18 protein-coding genes and 2 tRNA genes are annotated in these 18713 nt (G+C 68.5%); 8 read left to right on the plus strand and 12 right to left on the minus strand.

Annotated features, from left to right (window positions below):
• Nucleotides 1-42: 42 nt before the first annotated feature.
• The 3 genes from ACFYO1_RS28500 (at nt 43) to ACFYO1_RS28510 (ending at nt 5888) form a co-directional block, all read left to right on the plus strand.
• On the plus strand, nt 43-1917 hold the full coding sequence (locus tag ACFYO1_RS28500) for a 3' terminal RNA ribose 2'-O-methyltransferase Hen1 (protein ID WP_387237105.1): 1875 nt from the start codon (nt 43-45) through the stop codon (nt 1915-1917).
• A complete protein-coding gene (locus tag ACFYO1_RS28505; protein ID WP_387237108.1) occupies nt 1917-4511 on the plus strand; it encodes a polynucleotide kinase-phosphatase in 2595 nt (864 codons plus the stop codon). Before ACFYO1_RS28500 ends, ACFYO1_RS28505 begins: the two co-directional genes overlap by 1 nt.
• 141 nt (nt 4512-4652) lie before the next feature.
• A complete protein-coding gene (locus ACFYO1_RS28510) occupies nt 4653-5888 on the plus strand; it encodes a serine hydrolase domain-containing protein (RefSeq protein ID WP_387237111.1) in 1236 nt (411 codons plus the stop codon).
• A gap of 3 nt (nt 5889-5891) precedes the next feature.
• Here ACFYO1_RS28510 and ACFYO1_RS28515 read toward each other — a convergent pair whose 3' ends face one another.
• A complete protein-coding gene (locus tag ACFYO1_RS28515; protein ID WP_387237114.1) occupies nt 5892-6287 on the minus strand; it encodes a DUF1801 domain-containing protein in 396 nt (131 codons plus the stop codon).
• A 69-nt stretch (nt 6288-6356) separates the two neighbouring features.
• Here ACFYO1_RS28515 and ACFYO1_RS28520 point away from each other — a divergent pair, with 69 nt between their 5' ends.
• Entirely contained in the window at nt 6357-7001 is a 645-nt protein-coding gene (locus tag ACFYO1_RS28520; protein WP_387237117.1) for a TetR/AcrR family transcriptional regulator, read from the plus strand.
• On the opposite strand, the gene ACFYO1_RS28525 is transcribed toward ACFYO1_RS28520, so the two are convergent.
• On the minus strand, nt 6988-8424 hold the full coding sequence (locus ACFYO1_RS28525; RefSeq protein ID WP_387237120.1) for an MFS transporter: 1437 nt from the start codon (nt 8422-8424) through the stop codon (nt 6988-6990). The genes ACFYO1_RS28520 and ACFYO1_RS28525 overlap by 14 nt on opposite strands.
• Before the next feature lie 63 nt (nt 8425-8487).
• Nucleotides 8488-9258 carry a trans-aconitate 2-methyltransferase gene (locus ACFYO1_RS28530; RefSeq protein WP_387237123.1) on the minus strand — a complete coding sequence of 257 codons (771 nt, stop codon included), beginning with the start codon at nt 9256-9258 and terminating at the stop codon, nt 8488-8490.
• Between the two features lie 274 nt (nt 9259-9532).
• Here ACFYO1_RS28530 and hspQ point away from each other — a divergent pair, with 274 nt between their 5' ends.
• Nucleotides 9533-9760, plus strand: coding sequence for a heat shock protein HspQ (hspQ, locus tag ACFYO1_RS28535; RefSeq protein ID WP_387237126.1), 228 nt, complete (start codon nt 9533-9535; stop codon nt 9758-9760).
• A gap of 6 nt (nt 9761-9766) precedes the next feature.
• Here the strand turns inward: hspQ and ACFYO1_RS28540 are convergent, their stop codons facing one another.
• Complete coding sequence (locus tag ACFYO1_RS28540) at nt 9767-10195, minus strand: ester cyclase (RefSeq protein WP_387237129.1); 429 nt, start codon at nt 10193-10195, stop codon at nt 9767-9769.
• Between the two features lie 136 nt (nt 10196-10331).
• On the opposite strand from ACFYO1_RS28540, the gene ACFYO1_RS28545 reads away from it, so the two are divergent.
• Nucleotides 10332-11396 carry a serine hydrolase domain-containing protein gene (locus ACFYO1_RS28545; RefSeq protein ID WP_387237132.1) on the plus strand — a complete coding sequence of 355 codons (1065 nt, stop codon included), beginning with the start codon at nt 10332-10334 and terminating at the stop codon, nt 11394-11396.
• A gap of 6 nt (nt 11397-11402) precedes the next feature.
• Here ACFYO1_RS28545 and ACFYO1_RS28550 read toward each other — a convergent pair whose 3' ends face one another.
• From ACFYO1_RS28550 to ACFYO1_RS28570, 5 genes are all read right to left on the minus strand, one after another.
• Nucleotides 11403-11870 carry a flavodoxin family protein gene (locus ACFYO1_RS28550; protein WP_387237135.1) on the minus strand — a complete coding sequence of 156 codons (468 nt, stop codon included), beginning with the start codon at nt 11868-11870 and terminating at the stop codon, nt 11403-11405.
• A 102-nt stretch (nt 11871-11972) separates the two neighbouring features.
• Nucleotides 11973-12878: an RNA polymerase sigma-70 factor gene (locus ACFYO1_RS28555; RefSeq protein WP_387237138.1), complete on the minus strand. Its 906-nt coding sequence runs from the start codon at nt 12876-12878 to the stop codon at nt 11973-11975.
• A 58-nt stretch (nt 12879-12936) separates the two neighbouring features.
• The gene (locus ACFYO1_RS28560; protein ID WP_387237141.1) at nt 12937-13128 is read right to left on the minus strand and encodes a hypothetical protein; all 192 of its coding nucleotides are present in this window, start codon (nt 13126-13128) and stop codon (nt 12937-12939) included.
• A 219-nt stretch (nt 13129-13347) separates the two neighbouring features.
• Nucleotides 13348-13421 (minus strand) — tRNA-Pro (locus tag ACFYO1_RS28565).
• A 47-nt stretch (nt 13422-13468) separates the two neighbouring features.
• A tRNA-Gly gene (locus tag ACFYO1_RS28570) sits at nt 13469-13542 on the minus strand.
• Between the two features lie 914 nt (nt 13543-14456).
• Here ACFYO1_RS28570 and ACFYO1_RS28575 point away from each other — a divergent pair.
• Nucleotides 14457-15407: a GGDEF domain-containing protein gene (locus ACFYO1_RS28575; RefSeq protein ID WP_150403145.1), complete on the plus strand. Its 951-nt coding sequence runs from the start codon at nt 14457-14459 to the stop codon at nt 15405-15407.
• A gap of 13 nt (nt 15408-15420) precedes the next feature.
• Here the strand turns inward: ACFYO1_RS28575 and ACFYO1_RS28580 are convergent, their stop codons facing one another.
• Nucleotides 15421-16233: an Fpg/Nei family DNA glycosylase gene (locus ACFYO1_RS28580; protein WP_387237145.1), complete on the minus strand. Its 813-nt coding sequence runs from the start codon at nt 16231-16233 to the stop codon at nt 15421-15423.
• A gap of 13 nt (nt 16234-16246) precedes the next feature.
• The gene (locus ACFYO1_RS28585; RefSeq protein ID WP_387237148.1) at nt 16247-16720 is read right to left on the minus strand and encodes a ribose-5-phosphate isomerase; all 474 of its coding nucleotides are present in this window, start codon (nt 16718-16720) and stop codon (nt 16247-16249) included.
• A gap of 178 nt (nt 16721-16898) precedes the next feature.
• Between ACFYO1_RS28585 and ACFYO1_RS28590 the strand changes: the two genes are divergently transcribed.
• Nucleotides 16899-17963: a M48 family metallopeptidase gene (locus tag ACFYO1_RS28590; protein ID WP_387237151.1), complete on the plus strand. Its 1065-nt coding sequence runs from the start codon at nt 16899-16901 to the stop codon at nt 17961-17963.
• Nucleotides 17964-18011: 48 nt separating this feature from the next.
• Here ACFYO1_RS28590 and ACFYO1_RS28595 read toward each other — a convergent pair whose 3' ends face one another.
• The gene (locus ACFYO1_RS28595; protein ID WP_387237154.1) at nt 18012-18659 is read right to left on the minus strand and encodes a DsbA family protein; all 648 of its coding nucleotides are present in this window, start codon (nt 18657-18659) and stop codon (nt 18012-18014) included.
• Nucleotides 18660-18713 lie beyond the last annotated feature (54 nt).

Below are 18713 nucleotides of genomic sequence, written 5' to 3' on the forward strand. Positions count from 1 at the left end.
ACTTCCTTGCGCAGGTTGGCGGGCCTACGCGACGATCGCTGCATGCTTCTGACGATCACTTGCACACCACCGGACGGTGCCGCTTGGCCGGCCACCGATCTGGGGTTCTTGCTGCACAAGAATCCCGACCGGGTGCAGGCGTTCGAGCAGTCGTACGGCACGGCGCACGTGGTGTACCCGGAAGCGACGGCGGCCCGGTGCACCGCGGCGCTGGTGCTGGAGATCGATCCGATCCGGCTGGTGCGTGGACGTTCCCGTGGGACACCGGATTTCAGCCTCGGGCAGTACGTCAACGACCGGCCGTACGCGGCGTCGTCATTGCTGTCGGTGGCGATCGGCGCGGTGTTCCGCACGGCGCTGCACGGGCGTTGCACGCTGCGGCCGGAGCTGGCGCGGACGGCGCTGCCGTTGCGCATCGAGTTGCCCGCGGTGCCGTGTCGTGGCGGGACGGAGGTGGCCGAGCGGATGTTCGCGCCGCTCGGCTGGGCGGTGACGGCCGCTCCCCTGCCGTTGGATCCGGCGTTTCCGGAGTGGGGTGATTCGCATTACCTGCGGGTCGAGTTGTCCGGAACCGTGCGACTGGGCGACGCGCTGTCGCATCTGTATGTCCTGCTGCCGGTACTGGACGGGGCGAAGCACTACTGGGTGGCCGGCGACGAGGTGGACAAGCTGATCCGGGCCGGCGGCGGTTGGCTCGCCGAGCACCCGGAGCGTGGATGGATCACGCGCAGGTACCTGGCGCGGCGGCATTCGCTGGTGCGCACGGCGTTGGCCCGGCTGGCAGAGTTGGACGAGGTGGAGCCGGAGCTGCTTGATGCGGTGGAGGTGGACGAAGGTGATGGGGTCAAGTCGATCGACGCCGGACAGATCCTCGGTTCCATCGAAACGCCTTCCGGCACAATCCCACTGGCGTCCATCGGCAACGCAGACTCAAACGGGACGGTTTCGGGCGACCCCGTAACGATCGGCATCGGCACGCCGGTGAGCACCCGGTCCGACGATGCGAGCGGCGTCCCGGCCGACCCGGTGAGCGATAGCGGCAGCACAAGCGCGGCAGTCGGCGGCACCACGACCCCGAGCGGTGATCTCGTCCCGGCCGACCGCGACGACACACCCGCGACCGATAGCGCCAGGGCTACCGGGCCGACCTACAGCGCCAGCACACCCGATGGCGCGACGGCGAGCGGTGCACTGAGCGCGACGGTGGCCGACCGCGTCGGCACGACCACAGCCGACAGCAGCGTGACGGCGACGGAAGAAAACGACGAAGTCGAAACCGTTGACGGCACAACGTCTTTGGCGGTTACTCGACGTGCCGCTGTATGTACTGCACTGCATGAGGTCGGGGCTCGGCGGGTGCTCGATCTCGGGTGTGGTGAGGGTGCGCTGTTGCGGGAGTTGCTGGCGGACAATACGTTCAGCGAGATTGTCGGGGTGGATGTGTCGATGCGGGCGTTGCATGTCGCCGAACGGAGGTTGCGGCTGGAGCGGATGCCCGAACGGGTGGCGCAGCGGCTGACGCTCCGGCAGGGGGCGCTCACCTACACCGATGCCCGGTTGCGCGGGTACGACGCGGCGGTGCTGATGGAGGTCATCGAGCACGTGGATCTGCCGCGGCTCGGGGCGCTGGAGCAGGCGGTGTTCGCCTCGGCGGCACCGGGAGCGGTCGTCGTCACCACGCCGAACGCGGAGTTCAACGTGCGTTTCGAGACGCTGGCGGCCGACACGTTCCGGCACGCCGATCACCGATTCGAATGGACCAGAGCGGAATTCACTGCGTGGGCCGACGGCGTCGCGGCGCGGCACGGGTATCGCGTGCGGTTCGTGCCGATCGGCGTGCCGGACCCTGAGCTCGGGGCGCCGACACAGATGGCTGTTTTCACGAAGATCACCACGACCACGGAAGGGGCGGCATGATGACGGAGCTCTCGGTGCCCGAGCTGTCCCTGGTGGTGCTGATCGGCAGCACCGGATCGGGCAAGTCGACGTTCGCGCACAAGCACTTTCGGTCCACCGCCGTGGTGTCGTCCGATGCTTGCCGCGGCGTGGTCAGCGACGACGAGAACGACCAGTCGGCGACCGCCGAGGCATTCGCGCTGTTGCACCACATCGCCGGTGTCCGGCTGCGGCGCGGCCTGCGCACGGTGGTCGACGCGACCAACGTGCAGGCCAAGTCGCGACAGGAGCTGATCGCGGTGGCCCGCGCGCACGATGTGCTGCCGGTGGCGATCGTGCTGGATGTGCCGGATTCGGTGTGCCTGGAACGTAATTCGGCGCGGCCGGACCGGGCGACGCTCGGCGCGCACGTGGTGGTCCGGCAGCAGCGCGAGTTGCGGCGCAGTCTGCGCGGGCTGGAGCGGGAGGGCTTCCGCAAGGTGTACGTGCTGCGCGGGGTTGCCGAGGTCGAGGCGGCGACTATCGTCGACGAGAAGGCGTGGAACGACAAGCGGGAGCTGACCGGGCCGTTCGACGTGATCGGCGACGTGCACGGGTGCCGGAGCGAATTGGAAACGCTGCTGGGCGAACTCGGGTACGCGATCGATCGCGACGAGGCGGGCCGGGCGATCGGCGCGCGCCATCCGGAGGGTCGTACAGCGGTGTTCGTCGGCGACCTGGTCGACCGCGGACCCGACACCCCGGGCGTGCTGCGGCTGGTGATGGGCATGGTCGCGGCCGGAACCGGCCTGTGCGTCACCGGTAATCACGAGAACAAGCTCGTGCGGGCACTCGACGGCAAGCAGGTTCGGGTGGCGCACGGCCTCGCCGAGTCGCTGGCGCAGCTCGAAGCCGAGGACGAGGTGTTCCGGAAGGCGGCGCACGATTTCTGCCGTGGGCTGGTGAGCCACTATGTGCTCGACGGCGGCAAGCTCGTCGTCGCGCACGCGGGGCTGAAGGAAGAGTTCCATGGACGCGCGTCGGGTCGGGTGCGGTCGTTCGCGATGTACGGCGAAACGACCGGGGAGACAGACGAATACGGCCTGCCGGTGCGTTATCCGTGGGCGAACGACTATCGCGGCCGGGCGACGGTGCTGTACGGGCACACGCCGGTGCTCGATTTGCAGTGGGTGAACAACACGCTGTGCCTGGACACCGGTGTGGTGTTCGGCGGCCGGCTCTCGGCGCTGCGCTATCCGGAGCGCGAGCCGGTTTCGGTTGCGGCCGAGGCGGTTTGGTATGAGCCGGTGCGGCCGCTCGAAGCCGTGACGATCAGCACACCCGCGGGCGTGGTGCACCGCGATCCCGGCGTGCTCGATCTGGACGACGTGATCGGGCGGCGAGTGGTGGAAACCCGGTATCACGGCCGAGTCGGCGTGCAGGAGGAAAATGCCTGCGCCGCACTGGAGGTGATGAGCCGGTTCGCCATCGACCCGCGCTGGCTGGTGTACCTGCCGCCGACCATGGCGCCGTGCGCGACCTCGGACCAGGCCGGTTACCTGGAGCATCCGGCGGAGGCGTTCGCGTACTACCGCGCCGAAGGCGTCGACCGGCTGGTATGCGAGGAGAAGCACATGGGGTCGCGGGCCGTGGTCCTGGTCGCCAGGTCCGCGCAGGCCGCGCGGGATCGATTCGGTGTCGACGACGGTGGCGCCGGGGTGATCTACACGCGCACCGGGCGTCCGTTCTTCGACGACCCGGCGCACACCGAGGCGCTGCTCACTCGCGTGCGAGCAGCCGCCGAGACCGCGGGGCTGTTCGACGAACTGCGCAGCGAATGGCTGCTGCTCGACGCCGAGTTGATGCCGTGGTCGGTGAAGGCGATCGGGCTATTGCGCAATCAGTACGCGGCCGTCGGCGCTGCCGCACGGGCGGCGCTCGGTGCGACCGCGGACGTGCTGGCCGCGGTGGCGGAGCGCGGGCTGGATGTCGCCGGTCTGGCGAGCCGCACCGAGGCACGCCAGGACGACGCGGTGGCATTCACCCAGGCTTACGGCCGTTACTGCTGGCCGGTCGAGGGCATGTCCGGGCTCCGGCTCGCGCCGTTCCAGATCCTCGCCGGTGAGGGAACGAATTATGCGGTACGCGAGCATGATTGGCACCTCGTACGGATAGACCGCCTGGTCGCGGCGGACAGCGGGCTGTTCACCGCGACGGGCCGGATGTTCGTCGATCTGACCGATGCGGACAGCGTCGCGGCCGCCACCGGCTGGTGGACCGAGCTCACCGCGTCGGGCGGGGAAGGCATGGTGGTCAAGCCCCGGCAGTCGCTGGCGCGCAGGCCGAAGAAGTCCGACGACGCTTCGGGCGACGGCAGGCTCGTCCAGCCGGGCGTGAAATGCCGTGGCCCCGAGTACCTCCGGATCATCTACGGCCCGGAATACCTGCGCGAGAACAACCTCGATCGCCTTCGTTCGCGCGGCCTCGGCCGCAAGCGCTCGATGGCCTTGCGCGAGTACGCCCTCGGCCTCGAGGCCCTGGATCGACTGGCCGCGGGTGAGCCCCTGTGGCGGGTGCACGAGGCGGTGTTCGCGGTGCTCGCGCTGGAGTCGGAGCCCGTCGACCCACGGCTGTGACCGGGGCGCGCTCACGCCGGGTCAACTGTCTCAGACCCATTGCACGCGGCGACTGACACGCGTTACCGTGGGGTGTTAGCAAGCCGCTTGCAAGTGTTACCGCAACGGTCCGGCTGACGTACCGGACAAAGGAGTCTGACCATGCCGTTCGGGAGTTCGGACAGCACACCCGGCAACGGGCACATGCTCATCGACGACCGCTTCACCATCGTGGCCGGGAAGTTCTTCTCGATGTTCCGGCGCAGACGGCAAGGCGGTGGCGCCCTCGCGGTCTACCTGCACGGCGCGCCGGTGCTGGACATCTGGGCAGGCTGGGCGGACAACGACCGGCGCTGGCATGCCGACACGATGGCCCTGTCCTACTCGACCGGTAAAGGGGTCGCCGCCACGGTCATCCACCGGCTGGCCGAACGCGGGGTGCTCGACTACGACGCGCCGGTGGTGACCTACTGGCCGGAGTTCGCGGCGAACGGCAAGGAAGCCATCACCGTTCGCGACGTGCTGAGCCATCGCGCCGGATTACAGCGCACCCGCGGATTGGTCGAGGACCCGGCGGACCTGCTCGACCACGACGCCATGGCCGCCGCCATCGCCGCCTCCGCGCCGGATCCGCTGCGGCTGCGGGCATCCGGATATCACGGGCTCACCTTCGGCACCATCGTCGCGGAGATCGCGCAGCGAGCGACCGGGCGCTCGTTCACCGATCTGGTGCGCACCGAGCTGGCGAAACCGCTGGGCGATAACGACTTCTATTTCGGCGTCCCGGAGCGTGAGCGGCATCGGCTGGCCAAGCTGTCGCCGCGGCTCGGCATCGCGCGGGTGCCGTTCGACCGGATGATCGCGCCCTTCGCCTCGATGCGCGCGGTGCACTCGGCGCGCAGCGCGGTGTACGACGGCTGGGCGGACATGACGCTCGGCGAACAGCCCTACGACACGATGATGCCCGGCTGGAACGGGGTTTTCACGGCGCGCGCGCTGGCCAAGATGTACGGCGCGATCGCCAATGACGGCATGATCGGCCGCCGAAGGCTGCTGCGCCCGGAGACCACCCGGCTGATCGCGCAGATGCCGCCGAACGGGCGGTTCGACTATGTGCTCGGCGCCGCACCGCATTTCGCGCTCGGCTATCACCGCGGCATCGTCGGCACCAAGCTCACCCGGCAGGCGCTGGGGCACTTCGGGATCGGCGGATCGGGCGGGATTGCCATGCCCGGGCTCGGCCTGTCGGTCGCGTTCGTCACCAATCACCTCGGCAACCACGCGATGTCGCTGGGTGACGCACGGCTGCCGGTGCTCGCCATGCTCGCGCAGCGGGCGGCGCGCGGGCTGGAGGACACCGGCGAGCTGCCGGACCGCCTCGACGTCGCGGTCGGCTGACCGTCAGCCGTCGCGTTTGAGTTTGCGCCAGCCACCCGCCCGGTTGTTCGCGATGATCTGCTCGAACATCGCGAGCAGCGGTGCGGCAGGGACCTTTTCGCCCTCGCGGACCGCGACGGTGCGCGCGGTCTTGTTGTCGTGCCCCGCGGTGATGATGCCGTCGGGATCCGGCACGATGGCACCGTCGTAGAGGAAGACGTTGACGTGCGTCTTCGCCGCGAGCAGCGCGCAGATATTGCCGTCGAGCACGAAGTACGGCCGCACCGTGCGCTTGATGGTCTCGACCACCTCGGGGTCGGCGGCGTGCACCAGTTCGCGCACCTCCCGGCAGATGGCCTGCTGCCAGGCGGGCAAGGCGTCGATGTAGCTGTCGACGCGCGGGTCGGCCTCGTAAGACATGGGCCGATCCAAACACACTTCCGGCGGGCCCGGTGTCCGTTTCTCGCCAGCGTGAGTACGATCGACCGTATGGAAAGTGGCCCCGATTCCGCGGCCCTCGCCCACCGCGAGCCCGCCGAGATCACGGACAAGCGCCTGCTCCGCGGGGCGAAGACACGGCAGACGGTGCTGCGGCACGCGGTGGACATCGCCTCGCTGGATGGGCTGGAGGGGCTGAGCTTCGGCCGGCTCGCGACCGACTCCGGGCTGAGCAAGGCGGGCATCCAGACGCTGTTCAAGACCAAGGAGGCGTTGCAGCTGGCCGCCATCGACTTCGCCCGCGACATGTTCGTCGAGACCGTGGTCGAGCCGGCCCGGCCCGCGCCGCACGGCGTCGCCCGGTTCCGGGCGCTGGTGCGGAACTGGCTGGCCTATGTGCAGAACCCGCTGTTCGCCGGCGGCTGCTTCTGGGTCGCGAACATGCCGGAGCAGGACAGCAGACCGGGGCCGGTACGGGACGCGCTGTTTCGCGACCGGCGGGCGTGGATGCGCATCCTCGAGGGCGAACTGCGGCACGCGGTGGCCGCGGGCGAGATCGCCGAGGTGGACGCGGAACTCGCCGTCTTCCAGATCGACGCCGTGCTCCTGGTGACCAACACGGCGCTGCGCCTCGACGACGAACGCGCCATCCCGCGGGCATGGCGCGTCGTCGACAGCTTCCTCAGCGCGCCCTGACCCCGGACGGCAGCCGGAAGATCAGCACGGTCACCACGATCGCGAGCAGGCAGGTCGCGATCGACGCCATGGCGAAGGCGTGCCCGGCCGCCGCGGCCCCGCCGTCCGCGCCGGGGTGGAACGAGGCGAAGAAGACCGCGCCGATCACCGCGACCCCGAGTGCGCCGCCGACCTGTTGCGCGGTCGACAGCGCGCCCGAGGCGGTGCCGACGGAGTCCGGACTGACACCGGACAGCACCGTGCCGAGCAGCGGCGTGATGAGCAGTCCGCCGCCGAGACTCTGCAGCATCAGCGTCGGAATAATCAGTGCCGGAGTGAGTTCGGGTCCGTAGCGCAACACGAGGACGGTGGTGAGATAGCCGGTCGCCACCACGATCGCGCCGACTTCCAGTACGCGCCGGCCGTATCTCGGCATCAGTCGCCCGGCGATCACGCTGAAGACGAAGAAGGTGGTCGCGGCGGGCGCGTACACCAGGCCCGCGCCGAGCGCCGACAGCCCGAGGCCCTCCTGCATCGAAATCGACAGTGCCAGATAGTAAGACGTCAGGAACGCGTACACGCACAGGACCAGCACGATGCCCACGGCGAACGAGCGCTGCCCGAACAGTGCCAATCGCACGAGCGGGTCACCGCCGGCGCGCTCGACCCTTCGTTCGATCGCGACGAACAGCCGGAACACGGCCGCGCTCGCCACGAAGCAGGCCCAGGTCCACCACGGCCAGCCCGCCTCGCGGCCCTGAATGAGCGGGAAGGTGAGCAGGACCAGCGCGGCGCTCAATGCGAATACCCCTGGCACGTCGAGCTTTCGGGTGCCTTCCGCGCGCGATTCGGGCACGTACCGCAGGGCCAGCAGGATCGTCAGCACGCCGATGGGCACGTTCACCCAGAACACGCCGCGCCACTGCGAGCCGAACAGGTCGGCGCCGATCAGCAGCCCGCCGATGAGTTGTCCGCCGATGGTGCCCAGCCCGATCACCACACCGAGCACCCCGAACACGCGGTGCCGGGCGCGCTCGGGCACCAGCACGGCGATCATCGTGAAGACCTGCGGAACCATCAGCGCCGCACCGAGTCCCTGCACGACCCGCGCCGCGATCAACATGCCCGGGCCCTGCGCGGCGGCGCAGACGATCGAGGTGAGGGTGAACACGACCGCGCCGAGGATGAAGATCCGTTTGCGGCCGTACATGTCCGCGAAGCGGCCGCCGGTGATCATCAGCACCGCGTAGCTCAGCTGGTATCCGGCGAGGATCCACTGGAGTTGTCCCGCGGAGGCGCCGAGGTCCGCGCGGATCGCCGGGCCGGCCACCACCACGATGTACGAGTCGAGGATCGCCATGAACATGCCGATCATGACGATCGACACCGACGTCCACGGCACGGTGGCCGAACTGATGCCGACCTTTTGTCTCACATCCGTCATGATGGAGACAATACGGTCGACCGTATGTTTATTGCAACCGATCCGGTAGCGGGCGAATTCGGCTCAGACCGAAGGCTTGTGCGCGACCGCGAAGATTCGGCGGAACGGGAACCACGTGGTGCCGTCGGATCGGGCGGGGTAGGCCACGCGGAGCCGGGGCGCGAGTTCGGTGCGGAATTCGCGCCAGTCTTCGCCGTCCAGGGCCGCGCGGATCGGGCGAAGGGCGGTGCCGTTCACCCACTCCAATACCGGGTCCGGGCCCGAAAGACGTTGCAGGTAGGTGGTTTCCCACACGTCGACCTCGGCGTCGCCGACCGCCAGGACCGTCGCGTAGTCGGCCGGCGCGGCGACCGCGTCGGCGGTGCGCAACGCGATCTCGCCGAGCTTGCCCTGCCAGCGCGCCTCGGTCGCGAGCGCGCGGATCTCCCGGTGCGACGGGGCGTCGAAGTTACCCGGCACCTGCATGGCGAACCAGGCGCCGGCCGGCAGCGCGGTCAACCACTCCGCGAGCAGCGTCAGATGGTCCGGAACCCATTGCAGGACAGCGTTACTCACCACCACGTCGGTCTCGGCGTCCGGTTCCCAGTCGTTGACGTCGAACACGCGGGCGGCGATCCCCCGCTCCCGCGCCTCCTGCACCATCTCCGGCGAGGAGTCGAGCGCGTCCAGCTGCGCGTCCGGCCATCGTTCGGCGAGCACGCCGGTGAGGTTGCCCGGACCGCAGCCCAAATCGACTACGCGGCGCGGTTTTTCGGCATCGATCCGGGCGACCAGCTCGAAGAACGGGCGTGCCCGGTGGTCGGCGAAGTCGAGATACTTCTTCGGATCCCACATATGAAACCCTTCCCGTATACAGTACGAGCGTACTTAGTACGATTGTACTGTATAACGTCGCCGCTTCGGAGATGCCGCACACGGAGACCCGTATCCAAACCGACCAGTTTGCCGTCCACCGATTGGGGGTAGACAGAAATGAATGGTTGCCGGCCTCGATAGCCGGCCGACCGGCACAGCGGCGATCCACAGTCCGGTCGGCCCCCTCCCCGTTCATCAATGTTGTTGCACGCAAGCCAGATACAGTGATCTGTATCGGAAAGGTGCGTGAACCATGACGGAAGCCAAGTTCTCGGTAGGCGATCGAATCCGCCACGTTTCAATGGGTCATCACGGCGTGGTCGTCGCCGTCGACCGTGAATACTCCCCAGCTCACGACGACAACGACCTCAGCCTCAACCCGTCCATCCGGGACAACCCCTGGTACAAAGTGACGCTGGAGGACGAGCACGGAAAGGCCGTCGACAGCTACCTGTCCGAATCCCAGATCGATGCCGAATAGGCCGCTTCACACCAGACCCAGCTGTTGCCGGAGGGCGAAGGTATCGACGAGGCCCCAGATCTCCGTGATGCGGTCACCGGCGAACCGGAGGAAGAACACCTCGTCGTATCGCACCGGCTTGCCGGTCGGCGCGAGCCCCTGGAACTCCCCCTTGTGCGTTCCGGTGACCACCGATCGGCAAACGACCCGGTCCCCCTTCGCGATCAAGTCCTCGACCTTCACCTGCACATCCGGAAAGGCCCGCAGCAGCGTCGTCCACACCTGCTCGAGCGCCTCGGCCCCGGTTCCCGTGAACGGCACCGGCGTGTGCAATACCGCCTCTGGCGCGACGACCTCACGGATCATCCGCGCGATCTGCTCGAGCTCACCGCTGTTCACGGCATCGTGAAACCGCCCGAAGATCATGGTGTTGTTCGTTTCCTGATCCGATGACATCGGTTCCTCCTAGCGTCGGCTACCCATAGGACCGACGCCGGGCGCGAAATGTGACACAGAGTCCGAATCCTCCTGCGGCCGTGCGGCGCCGGAAAATCAGTGGCTCCGAGGATTCGGGCGGGGCTAGGTTACGGCGATGGCGGAGATCCAGGGCCGGTGCGAGAGCCGGTTCGGTGCGGTGGCCGAGGCATTGGCGGAGTCGCTGGACGGCGAGGACGTCGGGGCTTCGGCCGCGGTGTACGTCGACGGCGCGGCGGTGGTGGATATCTGGGGTGGGTATGCCGACGCGCGGCGCACGGTGGCCTGGGAGCGGGACACCATCGTCAATGTCTGGTCGACGAGCAAGACGATGGTGGCACTGTGTGCGCTGATCGCGGCCGACCGAGGTCAGCTGGATCTGGACGCACCCGTCGCCGAGTATTGGCCGGAGTTCGCGGCGGCCGGGAAACAGAGGGTGCTGGTCAGGCACCTCCTCGGACACACGGCGGGGCTGCCGGATTGGGACGGCCCGATCACGGTCCAGGAGCTGTACACCTGGCCGGAAACCATGGCTCGGCTGGCCGCCCAGGCGCCACGCTGGGAACCCGGTACGTCCGCCGGATATCACTCGATCACGTTCGGTTATCTGGTCGGCGAAGTCATCGCGCGGGCGACCGGGCGCAGCGTGGGCCAGTTCTTCGCCGAGGAAGTGGCGAGGCCGCTGGGCGCGGACTTTCACATCGGGCTTGCCGCCGAACACGACTGGCGCGTAGCGGAATTGATCGCGGCGCCGCAGGGCGACAAGCCGGCCGGATTCACGGTCGGGGTGTCCGATGCCAATACGCCGGCGTGGCGGCGGGCCGAGATACCGGCGATCAACGGCCACGGCAACGCTCGCTCCGTCGGCCTGGTGCAGTCCGTGCTCGCGTGTGGCGGCACCGTGAATGGTGTCCGGTTGTTATCGCGGGCGGGTTGCGAACGGGTGCTCGAGGAGCAGTTCCGGGGCATCGATCGGGTGCTGGGGAGCCCGATCCGCTGGGGCATGGGATACCGGCTGGAGGGGCGCAGCTGCTCGTGGGGCGGGTGGGGCGGCTCGCTGGTGCTCGTGGACCTCGACCATCGAATGACGGTGTCGTACACGATGAATCAGGTGCTGTGGGACTCGGGTTACGACCGGTCCCTCAGCATCCTGATGGCGGCCTACGAATCGCTCACCGCCTGAGTCGATTCAGGCCGCGACCCGCGCGCGCAGGCGTTCGGCGAAGGCGCGGGCAGCCGCGAGATCGGCCCCGTTGGGCCGGTCTTTGCGGATGCCGCCGACGATTTTGAACGGGGCGTAGGTGTCGAAGGCACGGCAGGAGAAGCTGCCGGTCACCTCGAAACCCTTCTGCTCCAGCAGCTTTGCCAGCGGGCGCGAGAAACGCTGAAACCGCGCTTCGGGAAAACCACTGGTGGCGAAGATGAATGCCGCGCGCCGCGGTTGCTCCGGCAGGCCTTCCACGAACTCGCGAAGCTGAGCGTGGAACGAGCCCAGGAAGATTCCCGAGCCGAAGCCCACGAGGTCGTAGCCGTCGAGTTCGGCCGCATCGATCTGGTCGGGCGTGACGACGCGGGCCGCCAGGACTTGACCCATGAGGTCGGCGATCCGTCTCGTATTGCCATGGGACACCGAGGTGCACACGATGATGGCCTTCATGACGAGGCTCCTTCACGTCGGATTGATCCGGTCCTTCTCTGAGACACCGCCCGATCCGCGACCGTGACAACGGCGGCTGTGGCCTCCGTCACCGCCGGACCATCAGCCCTCGCGCGGCCGATCGAGCGGGCGCACCACGTCGGCCGAGCGCAGCTTCTCGGGATTGCGGACGGCGTACAGGCCGGCGATGCGGTCACCGTCGATCTCGATCATCAGGACGGTGTCGAGTTGCCCATCGGCGCCCGACCGCAACAGCAGCGCGGGCAGTGCGTTGAAGCTGCCGAACTCGACGGCCATGTCCGCCATGCCGTTGCGGGCCAGCCCGATGAGGAACTTGGCGACCGGCTCGGCCCCGATGATCGGGCGCCCGGCGACGACGACGCGGCCGCCGCCGTCGGAGATCTGCACGACATCGGGCGCGAGCATGTCCATCAGCGTCTGCACCTCGCCGGTGCGCGCCGCGAGCAGGAAGCGGCCGATGATCGCCTGATTGGTCTCGGCGTCGGGCTGGAAGCGTTTGCGGCGGGCCCGCACGTGTTCGCGGGCCCGGTGCGCGATCTGGCGCACGGTGGCGTCGGTCTTGCCGATCATCCCGGCGATCTCGACGAGGCTGTGGCCGAACACCTCCGACAGCACGAACACCGCCCGCTCGGTCGGGCCGAGGGTTTCCAGCACGAGCAGCATGGCCATCGACACCGATTCGGCCAGCAGCACATCGTGACTGGCGTCGGGCTCGGTGCGGATCGGTTCGGGCAGCCAGTTGCCGACGTACTCCTCACGGCGGCGCCGCACGGTCCGTAACTGGTTGAGCGCCTGGCGAGTAACGATCTGCACGAGGTAGGCGCGGGGATGTTCGACCGCGTCCTGGTCGGCGTCGAGCCAGCGCAGGAAACTGTCCTGCACCACGTCTTCGGCGTCGGCGGCGCTGCCGAGGATCTCGTAGGCGATGGTGAACAGCAGCGGACGGAACTGGTCGAACGTATCCGTTTCGGGAGGTTCGTCTTTCATCGGATCGCGGCCGGGATCGGCTCGGGCACAACCGGGCGGGCGGCCTGGCAGCTCATTCTCACGTACTCCCCCACATGTCCAGGTGGTGTGACGGCATCCCCGACGCCGACGATCCGTCCATGATCAACACATCCCAACATATCGCCGCGCCGCAAGGACTGTCGGCCATCGGCAGCCGAACGGCGCGGTGCAGCAGCCCCCTTCGCCGCTGCACCGCGTTCCCCTCGCCGACCACCACCACGCGTGCCATCACACTCACCTCCGCTCCGACTTCGAACCGACATCTCGAAGACACCGGCCGAGCGGAGACCGTGACAGCGCAGAACTGTGGTGACGATCACAAGGGGTACGACCCGCGTGACGCGGACACCGGACTACAACGACCTGATCGGCCCGCAGCCGATCGAACGGCCGGAACGCCGCGAGCCGACCAACGCATCTGCCCCGCGTCGATCGGCTCGAATATTTGTCGGGGTGACAGGATTTGAACCTGCGACCCTCCGCTCCCAAAGCGGATGCGCTACCAAGCTGCGCTACACCCCGTTGTCCCTCGCGGCGGGTGCCGGCCGCCGCCGAGGCTGAATTTCGTGTGGAGCCGGTGACGGGAATCGAACCCGCACCATCAGCTTGGAAGGCTGAGGTTCTACCATTGAACTACACCGGCAGGCAAACGACATCGATGGGATCGCCACGATGTCGTGTGCGTCCCGACTGTACCGAACCCTGCTTCGTAAATGCCAATCAGCCCCCCGCGCAGCGAGATAACGCAGGTGTGTGTCCGGGTGGTCGGTGTGACGCCCTATCGTGAGTCTCGCACGCCACTCGCCCCGGTCAGGGCGGGGCGCGCGGTGCAGAACTTAATGAAATTAAGAGGGATCTCTTCCTTGAAACTCGGGCGTGTCGGATGGGAAACGGGGAGCATATGGGACGCGTGACGACTCCTGTCGGGGGGAGCCGTGGCCCACGGGGTGGCCACCAGTCACGCCCGACCGGTCGCGGAGAGGATGCCACCCATGGGGACATCACGACTCGCCGAAATCGCACTAGCAGTAAATTGCGCCGTGCCACCGACCGCCGGGTGTGCTGTGGGCAGGAAAATCCGGCTCCGCACTCCCACTGGGCAGAAGACCCGCAGACCTTCGGCAACTCGCACCGCTACTTCGGCGCCGCGACCTGGCGGGCAGCCCATCCGGCCGCCCGCTCGGCCACATCGCGCCGAGGTCTCGCGAACGGCCGAGGGGACCCGCATGGCGCGGCGCTACAGCGTGTCGCCAGCGCGTCTCGGCGCGACTTCTCAGCGAACGAAATCCGGGTGTAACGCCGACGCGACTTCCGCGATCACATATCCGATCGCCATTCGCGAGGCATCGAGAACACGTTGCAAAACAGCGTTTTTTGATGCCGGGTGGCTTGCTAGGATCCTTTTTGCCGGACGGGGGTATCTGGAAAGGGGGCGGTGAGCGTGCGCCGAGCGAGGTGGACACAACCGCGTAGCAGTGCGAACGATCGGGGTGACGTCGGCACCTGTGTCAGCACAGGGCCTCTGGGTACCGACGCCACCTGCGCAGGGTGAGTTCGATGTCGATCGATATCGAGCCCCCTGTCGCCGCGATGGCCCGCGCCTGGGCCCGTGCGGTGTGCGCCGAGCCGGGTTCCGGCGCGGCGCCGCAACAGCTGGAACCGGTGCTTATCGAGATCGTCGAGCAACTGCTCACGCTCGCCAGGTCCGAGCCGTTCCCGGTGCCGCAGGCCCGGATGCTCGGCGCCCGGCTCTCCGAGGCGCCGTTCGACCGGATCCGGATGCTCGCGCAGGCCTCCAGGTGGCTGCTCGGCTTCCCGTCCGGTGCGCCGGGTTCGCTGGTCGCCACCCGCTGGCCGTTCGTCGCCAGCCAGGCCATCGACAGCTACGCCCAGGCGCTGCAGGAACGAGCGCTGGCACAGCAGGAACAGAACCTTTCGGCGAAGGTCTCGCTGCGCGTGCAGGAGATCGCGGCGTTGCAGCATCGGCTCCGGCACGAGGCGACCCACGACGCGCTCACCGATCTGGCCAACCGCACCCTGTTGCAGGACCGGGTGCGGCTGATGTCGACCGACCCGAACCGCGGCGTCGGGCTGCTGCTGATCGACCTGGATCGGTTCAAGCAGATCAACGACGGCTACGGGCACGCGATCGGCGACGAGGTGCTGGTCGAGCTGGCCAATCGGCTGCGTGAGGTGTGCGCGCCGGAAACGGTGATCTGCCGGTACGGCGGTGACGAATTCGTGCTCGCGGTCAACCCGCCGCACAACACGCTCGGCGACCTGGCCAGCAAGATCGTGTCCGCGCTGCGCGACCCGGTGTGGTCGACGGCGGGTCCGGTGCCGGTCTCGGCGAGTGTCGGTACGGCGTTCTGTCCGCCCGGAAGTCCGTGCGACTTCAGCGATCTGCTGCGCCGGGCCGACCGCGCGATGTACTCGGCGAAGACGGCGGGCGGGCGGCGGTTCGCGCTGGCGGACGAGCCCGCCATCGACGAAGCCGTGGCGGGTTGAGGAGCCGGCGAGGCTAGACCGCCTGACAGGTAGGGCACCAGAAGAGGTTTCGGGCCTCCATGACCGCGTGCGCGACCGGCGTGCCGCACACGCGGCAGGGCGCGCCCTGGCGGCGATAGACGTAGGTGCGCGGCCGGTCGGGGGCGTAGGACGGCTCACCGTGGTCGTCCTCGGGGCGGACCACGACCATCTTGCCGACCCGCACCCCGACCTTCATCAACGCGACCAGATCGACCCACATCGCGGCCCACTCCTCGGCGGACACCGCGCTGCCCGGCCGGTGCGGCGAAATGTGGTGCCGGAACAGCAGTTCCGCCCGGTAGACGTTGCCGACCCCGGCGAGCACCGCCTGATCCATCAGCAGCGCGCCGATCGGCCTGCGCGAGCGGCGCATTCGCTGCCAGGCCCGATCCGGGTCGGCGCCGCGGCGCAGCGGATCCGGGCCGAGGCGGTCGGTGAGCGCGGAAACCTCTGGGGCGAGCAGGACTTCGCACGCGGTCGGCCCGCGCAGATCGGTGCCGAACCCGGGCTGCCCGTCCTTGACGCCGAGCATGCGCATCCGCACCTGCCCGACCGGCTCCCCCATCGGCAGCTCGGATTCGGTGAACTTGCCGTACAGGCCGAGGTGCACGTGCACGATCAGGCCCGAATCATAGTGGTGCAGCAGGTGTTTACCCCACGCCTCGGCGCGGGTCAGCAGCTGGCCGTCGACCCGGGCCGCGCCCGCCGCGAACTTGCCCTGCGGGCTGGACACGCGCACCACACTGCCCGCGAGGCGCTTCTGGTGCAGCCTCGCGAGCCGGTGCAGCGTATGACCTTCGGGCACAGTCGATTACCGCTCAGTACGCGGGAACCGCCGGGGCCTCACCGGTCTTCTCGTACTCGGCCAGGATGTCGATGCGCCGCTGGTGGCGGTCCTCGCCCGACCATTCGGTGGTGACGAACGCGTCGACGATGGCCAGCGCCTCCTCGGTGGAGTGCATGCGGCCGCCGATGCCGGCCAGCTGGGCGTTGTTGTGCTGACGGGCCAGCTGGGCGGTCTCCACGCTCCAGGTCAGCGCGCAGCGGGCGCCCGGCACCTTGTTCGCGGCGATCTGCTCGCCGTTGCCGCTGCCGCCGAAGACCAGCCCGAGGCTGCCCGGGTCGGCGACGGTGCGGCGGGCCGCCTCGATGCAGAAGGCCGGGTAGTCGTCGAGCGCGTCGTACTCCAGCGCGCCGCAGTCGACCACCTCGTGGCCCGCCTTTTCCAGATGGTCCTTGACGTGATTCTTGAGTTCGAAACCGGCATGGTCGGCACCGAGGTATACGCGCATGGCACGCATTCTGTCAGGCGCGTTTCCGCGCCGTTACGAAGGGGTTCGACGCCCGATTAACACTGACGCCCGCTGCCGCGAATCGAGAGATACCGCGTGCGTGTCCTGAGCCACAGCCTTCCGGTGGACACGACCGAGGAACCGCTTCCGTCCCGAGCAACTGAATAGAGTTCATTTCATGCAGCCGCACGAACCCCAGCCCCATCAGACGGGCCCGCACCTCGACCCGTATGCCCCGGGCGGGTGGGCGCAGGCGCAGGACGCGCCCTACGGCTCGCCGCCGCCCTACCCCGTTCCGCCGCAATACGGCCCCTATCCGGGTGCGCCGGTCCCGCCGGCCGGGCCGCCCCAGCAGCAGCCCCGCGGGCTGTCCCCGTTCGGCATGCCAGCCCGGCACAGCTGGGAGATCCCGATGCTCATCGTGGTCGTCACGCTGACCGTGCTCGCGTACGCGATCGCGGTGACATTGCTGGCCACCGGCAGCTTCGACCAATACGTGCTGCTGCTGGTGTTCGCGCCGGTGCTGATCTGGTTCGGTCGCGGCATGCTGTATTCGACCCAGCGGGTCAACGGGGTCAAGATGTCGCCGACCCAGTTCCCGGAGGGGCATCGGCTGGTGGTCGAGGCGGCCGCGCGGTTCGGCATGACGAAGGTGCCGGACGCGTATGTGGTGCTCGGCAACGGCCAGATCAACGCGTTCGCCAGCGGGCACGGGTTCCGCCGGTTCGTCGCGGTGTACAGCGACCTGTTCGAGATCGGCGGCGCCGCACGGGAACCCGACGCGCTGGCGTTCATCATCGGCCACGAGGTCGGTCACATCGCGGCGGGGCACACCTCGTATTGGCGGCAGGTGGGCATGTTCCTGGTCCCGTTCCTGCCGCTCATCGGCAACTCGCTGATCCGCGCGCAGGAGTACACCGCGGACAACCACGGCTTCTGCAATCGGCACACCGGCGCGCCCGCGGCGATGGGCACGCTGGCCGCGGGCAAGTACCTGAACACGCTGGTCGGCGTCGACGAGATGGCCGACCGGGCGGCGACCGAGAAGGGTTTCTTCGTCTGGGTGGTCAACGCCATGTCCTCGCACCCGGTGCTGACCTGGCGGATGTGGGCGCTGCGCGATCGCAGCAGGCACGGCAAGCTGTGGTTGCGGCCGAGCCCGCCCGCGGGCGCGATCCCGCCGCCGGGCGGCTACCCGAGCACCTATCAGACGCCGGCGCTGCCGCCGAAACCCGTTTCCTAGCAGGCACGATCCGAGGGCCGCGGGCGAACCCGCGGCCCTCGCCCGGTCTCAGTCGAACTCGGGATCCTCGGTGCGGGTGCGCTTGAGCTCGAAGAAGTGCGGGTAGTCCGCGAGCGTCACCGCGGCGTCCCACAGCTTCCCGGCCTGCTCGCCGCGCGGGATCCGGGACAGCACCGGGCCGAAGAACGCGGTGCCGTTGATGTGGATGGTCGGCGTGCCGACGTCCGGGCCGACCTTGTCCATGCCCTCGTGATGGCTCTTGCGCAGCGCCTCGTCGTAGTCGGTGCTCTCGGCCGCCTGGGCCAGCTCGGCGGGCAGGCCGACCTCGGCCAGCGAATCGGCGATCACCGCGGCGAGCGACTCGACGCGCGAGTCCCGCTGGTACTCCTCGCGACGGTTGTGGATGCGCGTGCCCATCGCGGTGTAGAGCGGCAGCAGCACCTTGTCGCCGTGCTCCTGCGCCGCCGCGATGGCGACGCGCACCGGGCCCCAGCCGCTGGACAGCAGCTCCTTGTACTGCTCGGGCAGGCCCTCCTTGTTCTCGTTCAGCACCGACAGGCTCATCACGTGGAAGCGCGCCTCGATGTCGCGTACCTGCTCGACCTCGAGGATCCAGCGGGACGTGATCCAGCACCAGGGGCACAGCGGGTCGAACCAGAAGTCCGCAACATCTTTCGTGGAGCTCTTCTCACTCACGACAGGTCCTCTCGTATCGCATGCTCGATCGGCGGCGCACAGCTCCGCCGTTAT

The sequence above is a fragment of the Nocardia sp. NPDC006044 genome (assembly GCF_042871115.1).
Classification (GTDB): domain Bacteria; phylum Actinomycetota; class Actinomycetes; order Mycobacteriales; family Mycobacteriaceae; genus Nocardia.

Coding starts and splice junctions, on each gene's coding strand:
- ACFYO1_RS28500 (WP_387237105.1), top strand. CDS start 43: ATGCTTCTGACGATCACTTGCACACCACCGGACGGTGCCGCTTGGCCG.
- ACFYO1_RS28505 (WP_387237108.1), top strand. CDS start 1,917: ATGACGGAGCTCTCGGTGCCCGAGCTGTCCCTGGTGGTGCTGATCGGC.
- ACFYO1_RS28510 (WP_387237111.1), top strand. CDS start 4,653: ATGCCGTTCGGGAGTTCGGACAGCACACCCGGCAACGGGCACATGCTC.
- ACFYO1_RS28515 (WP_387237114.1), bottom strand. CDS start 6,287: ATGTCTTACGAGGCCGACCCGCGCGTCGACAGCTACATCGACGCCTTG.
- ACFYO1_RS28520 (WP_387237117.1), top strand. CDS start 6,357: ATGGAAAGTGGCCCCGATTCCGCGGCCCTCGCCCACCGCGAGCCCGCC.
- ACFYO1_RS28525 (WP_387237120.1), bottom strand. CDS start 8,424: ATGACGGATGTGAGACAAAAGGTCGGCATCAGTTCGGCCACCGTGCCG.
- ACFYO1_RS28530 (WP_387237123.1), bottom strand. CDS start 9,258: ATGTGGGATCCGAAGAAGTATCTCGACTTCGCCGACCACCGGGCACGC.
- hspQ (WP_387237126.1), top strand. CDS start 9,533: ATGACGGAAGCCAAGTTCTCGGTAGGCGATCGAATCCGCCACGTTTCA.
- ACFYO1_RS28540 (WP_387237129.1), bottom strand. CDS start 10,195: ATGTCATCGGATCAGGAAACGAACAACACCATGATCTTCGGGCGGTTT.
- ACFYO1_RS28545 (WP_387237132.1), top strand. CDS start 10,332: ATGGCGGAGATCCAGGGCCGGTGCGAGAGCCGGTTCGGTGCGGTGGCC.
- ACFYO1_RS28550 (WP_387237135.1), bottom strand. CDS start 11,870: ATGAAGGCCATCATCGTGTGCACCTCGGTGTCCCATGGCAATACGAGA.
- ACFYO1_RS28555 (WP_387237138.1), bottom strand. CDS start 12,878: ATGAAAGACGAACCTCCCGAAACGGATACGTTCGACCAGTTCCGTCCG.
- ACFYO1_RS28560 (WP_387237141.1), bottom strand. CDS start 13,128: ATGGCACGCGTGGTGGTGGTCGGCGAGGGGAACGCGGTGCAGCGGCGA.
- ACFYO1_RS28575 (WP_150403145.1), top strand. CDS start 14,457: ATGTCGATCGATATCGAGCCCCCTGTCGCCGCGATGGCCCGCGCCTGG.
- ACFYO1_RS28585 (WP_387237148.1), bottom strand. CDS start 16,720: ATGCGCGTATACCTCGGTGCCGACCATGCCGGTTTCGAACTCAAGAAT.
- ACFYO1_RS28590 (WP_387237151.1), top strand. CDS start 16,899: ATGCAGCCGCACGAACCCCAGCCCCATCAGACGGGCCCGCACCTCGAC.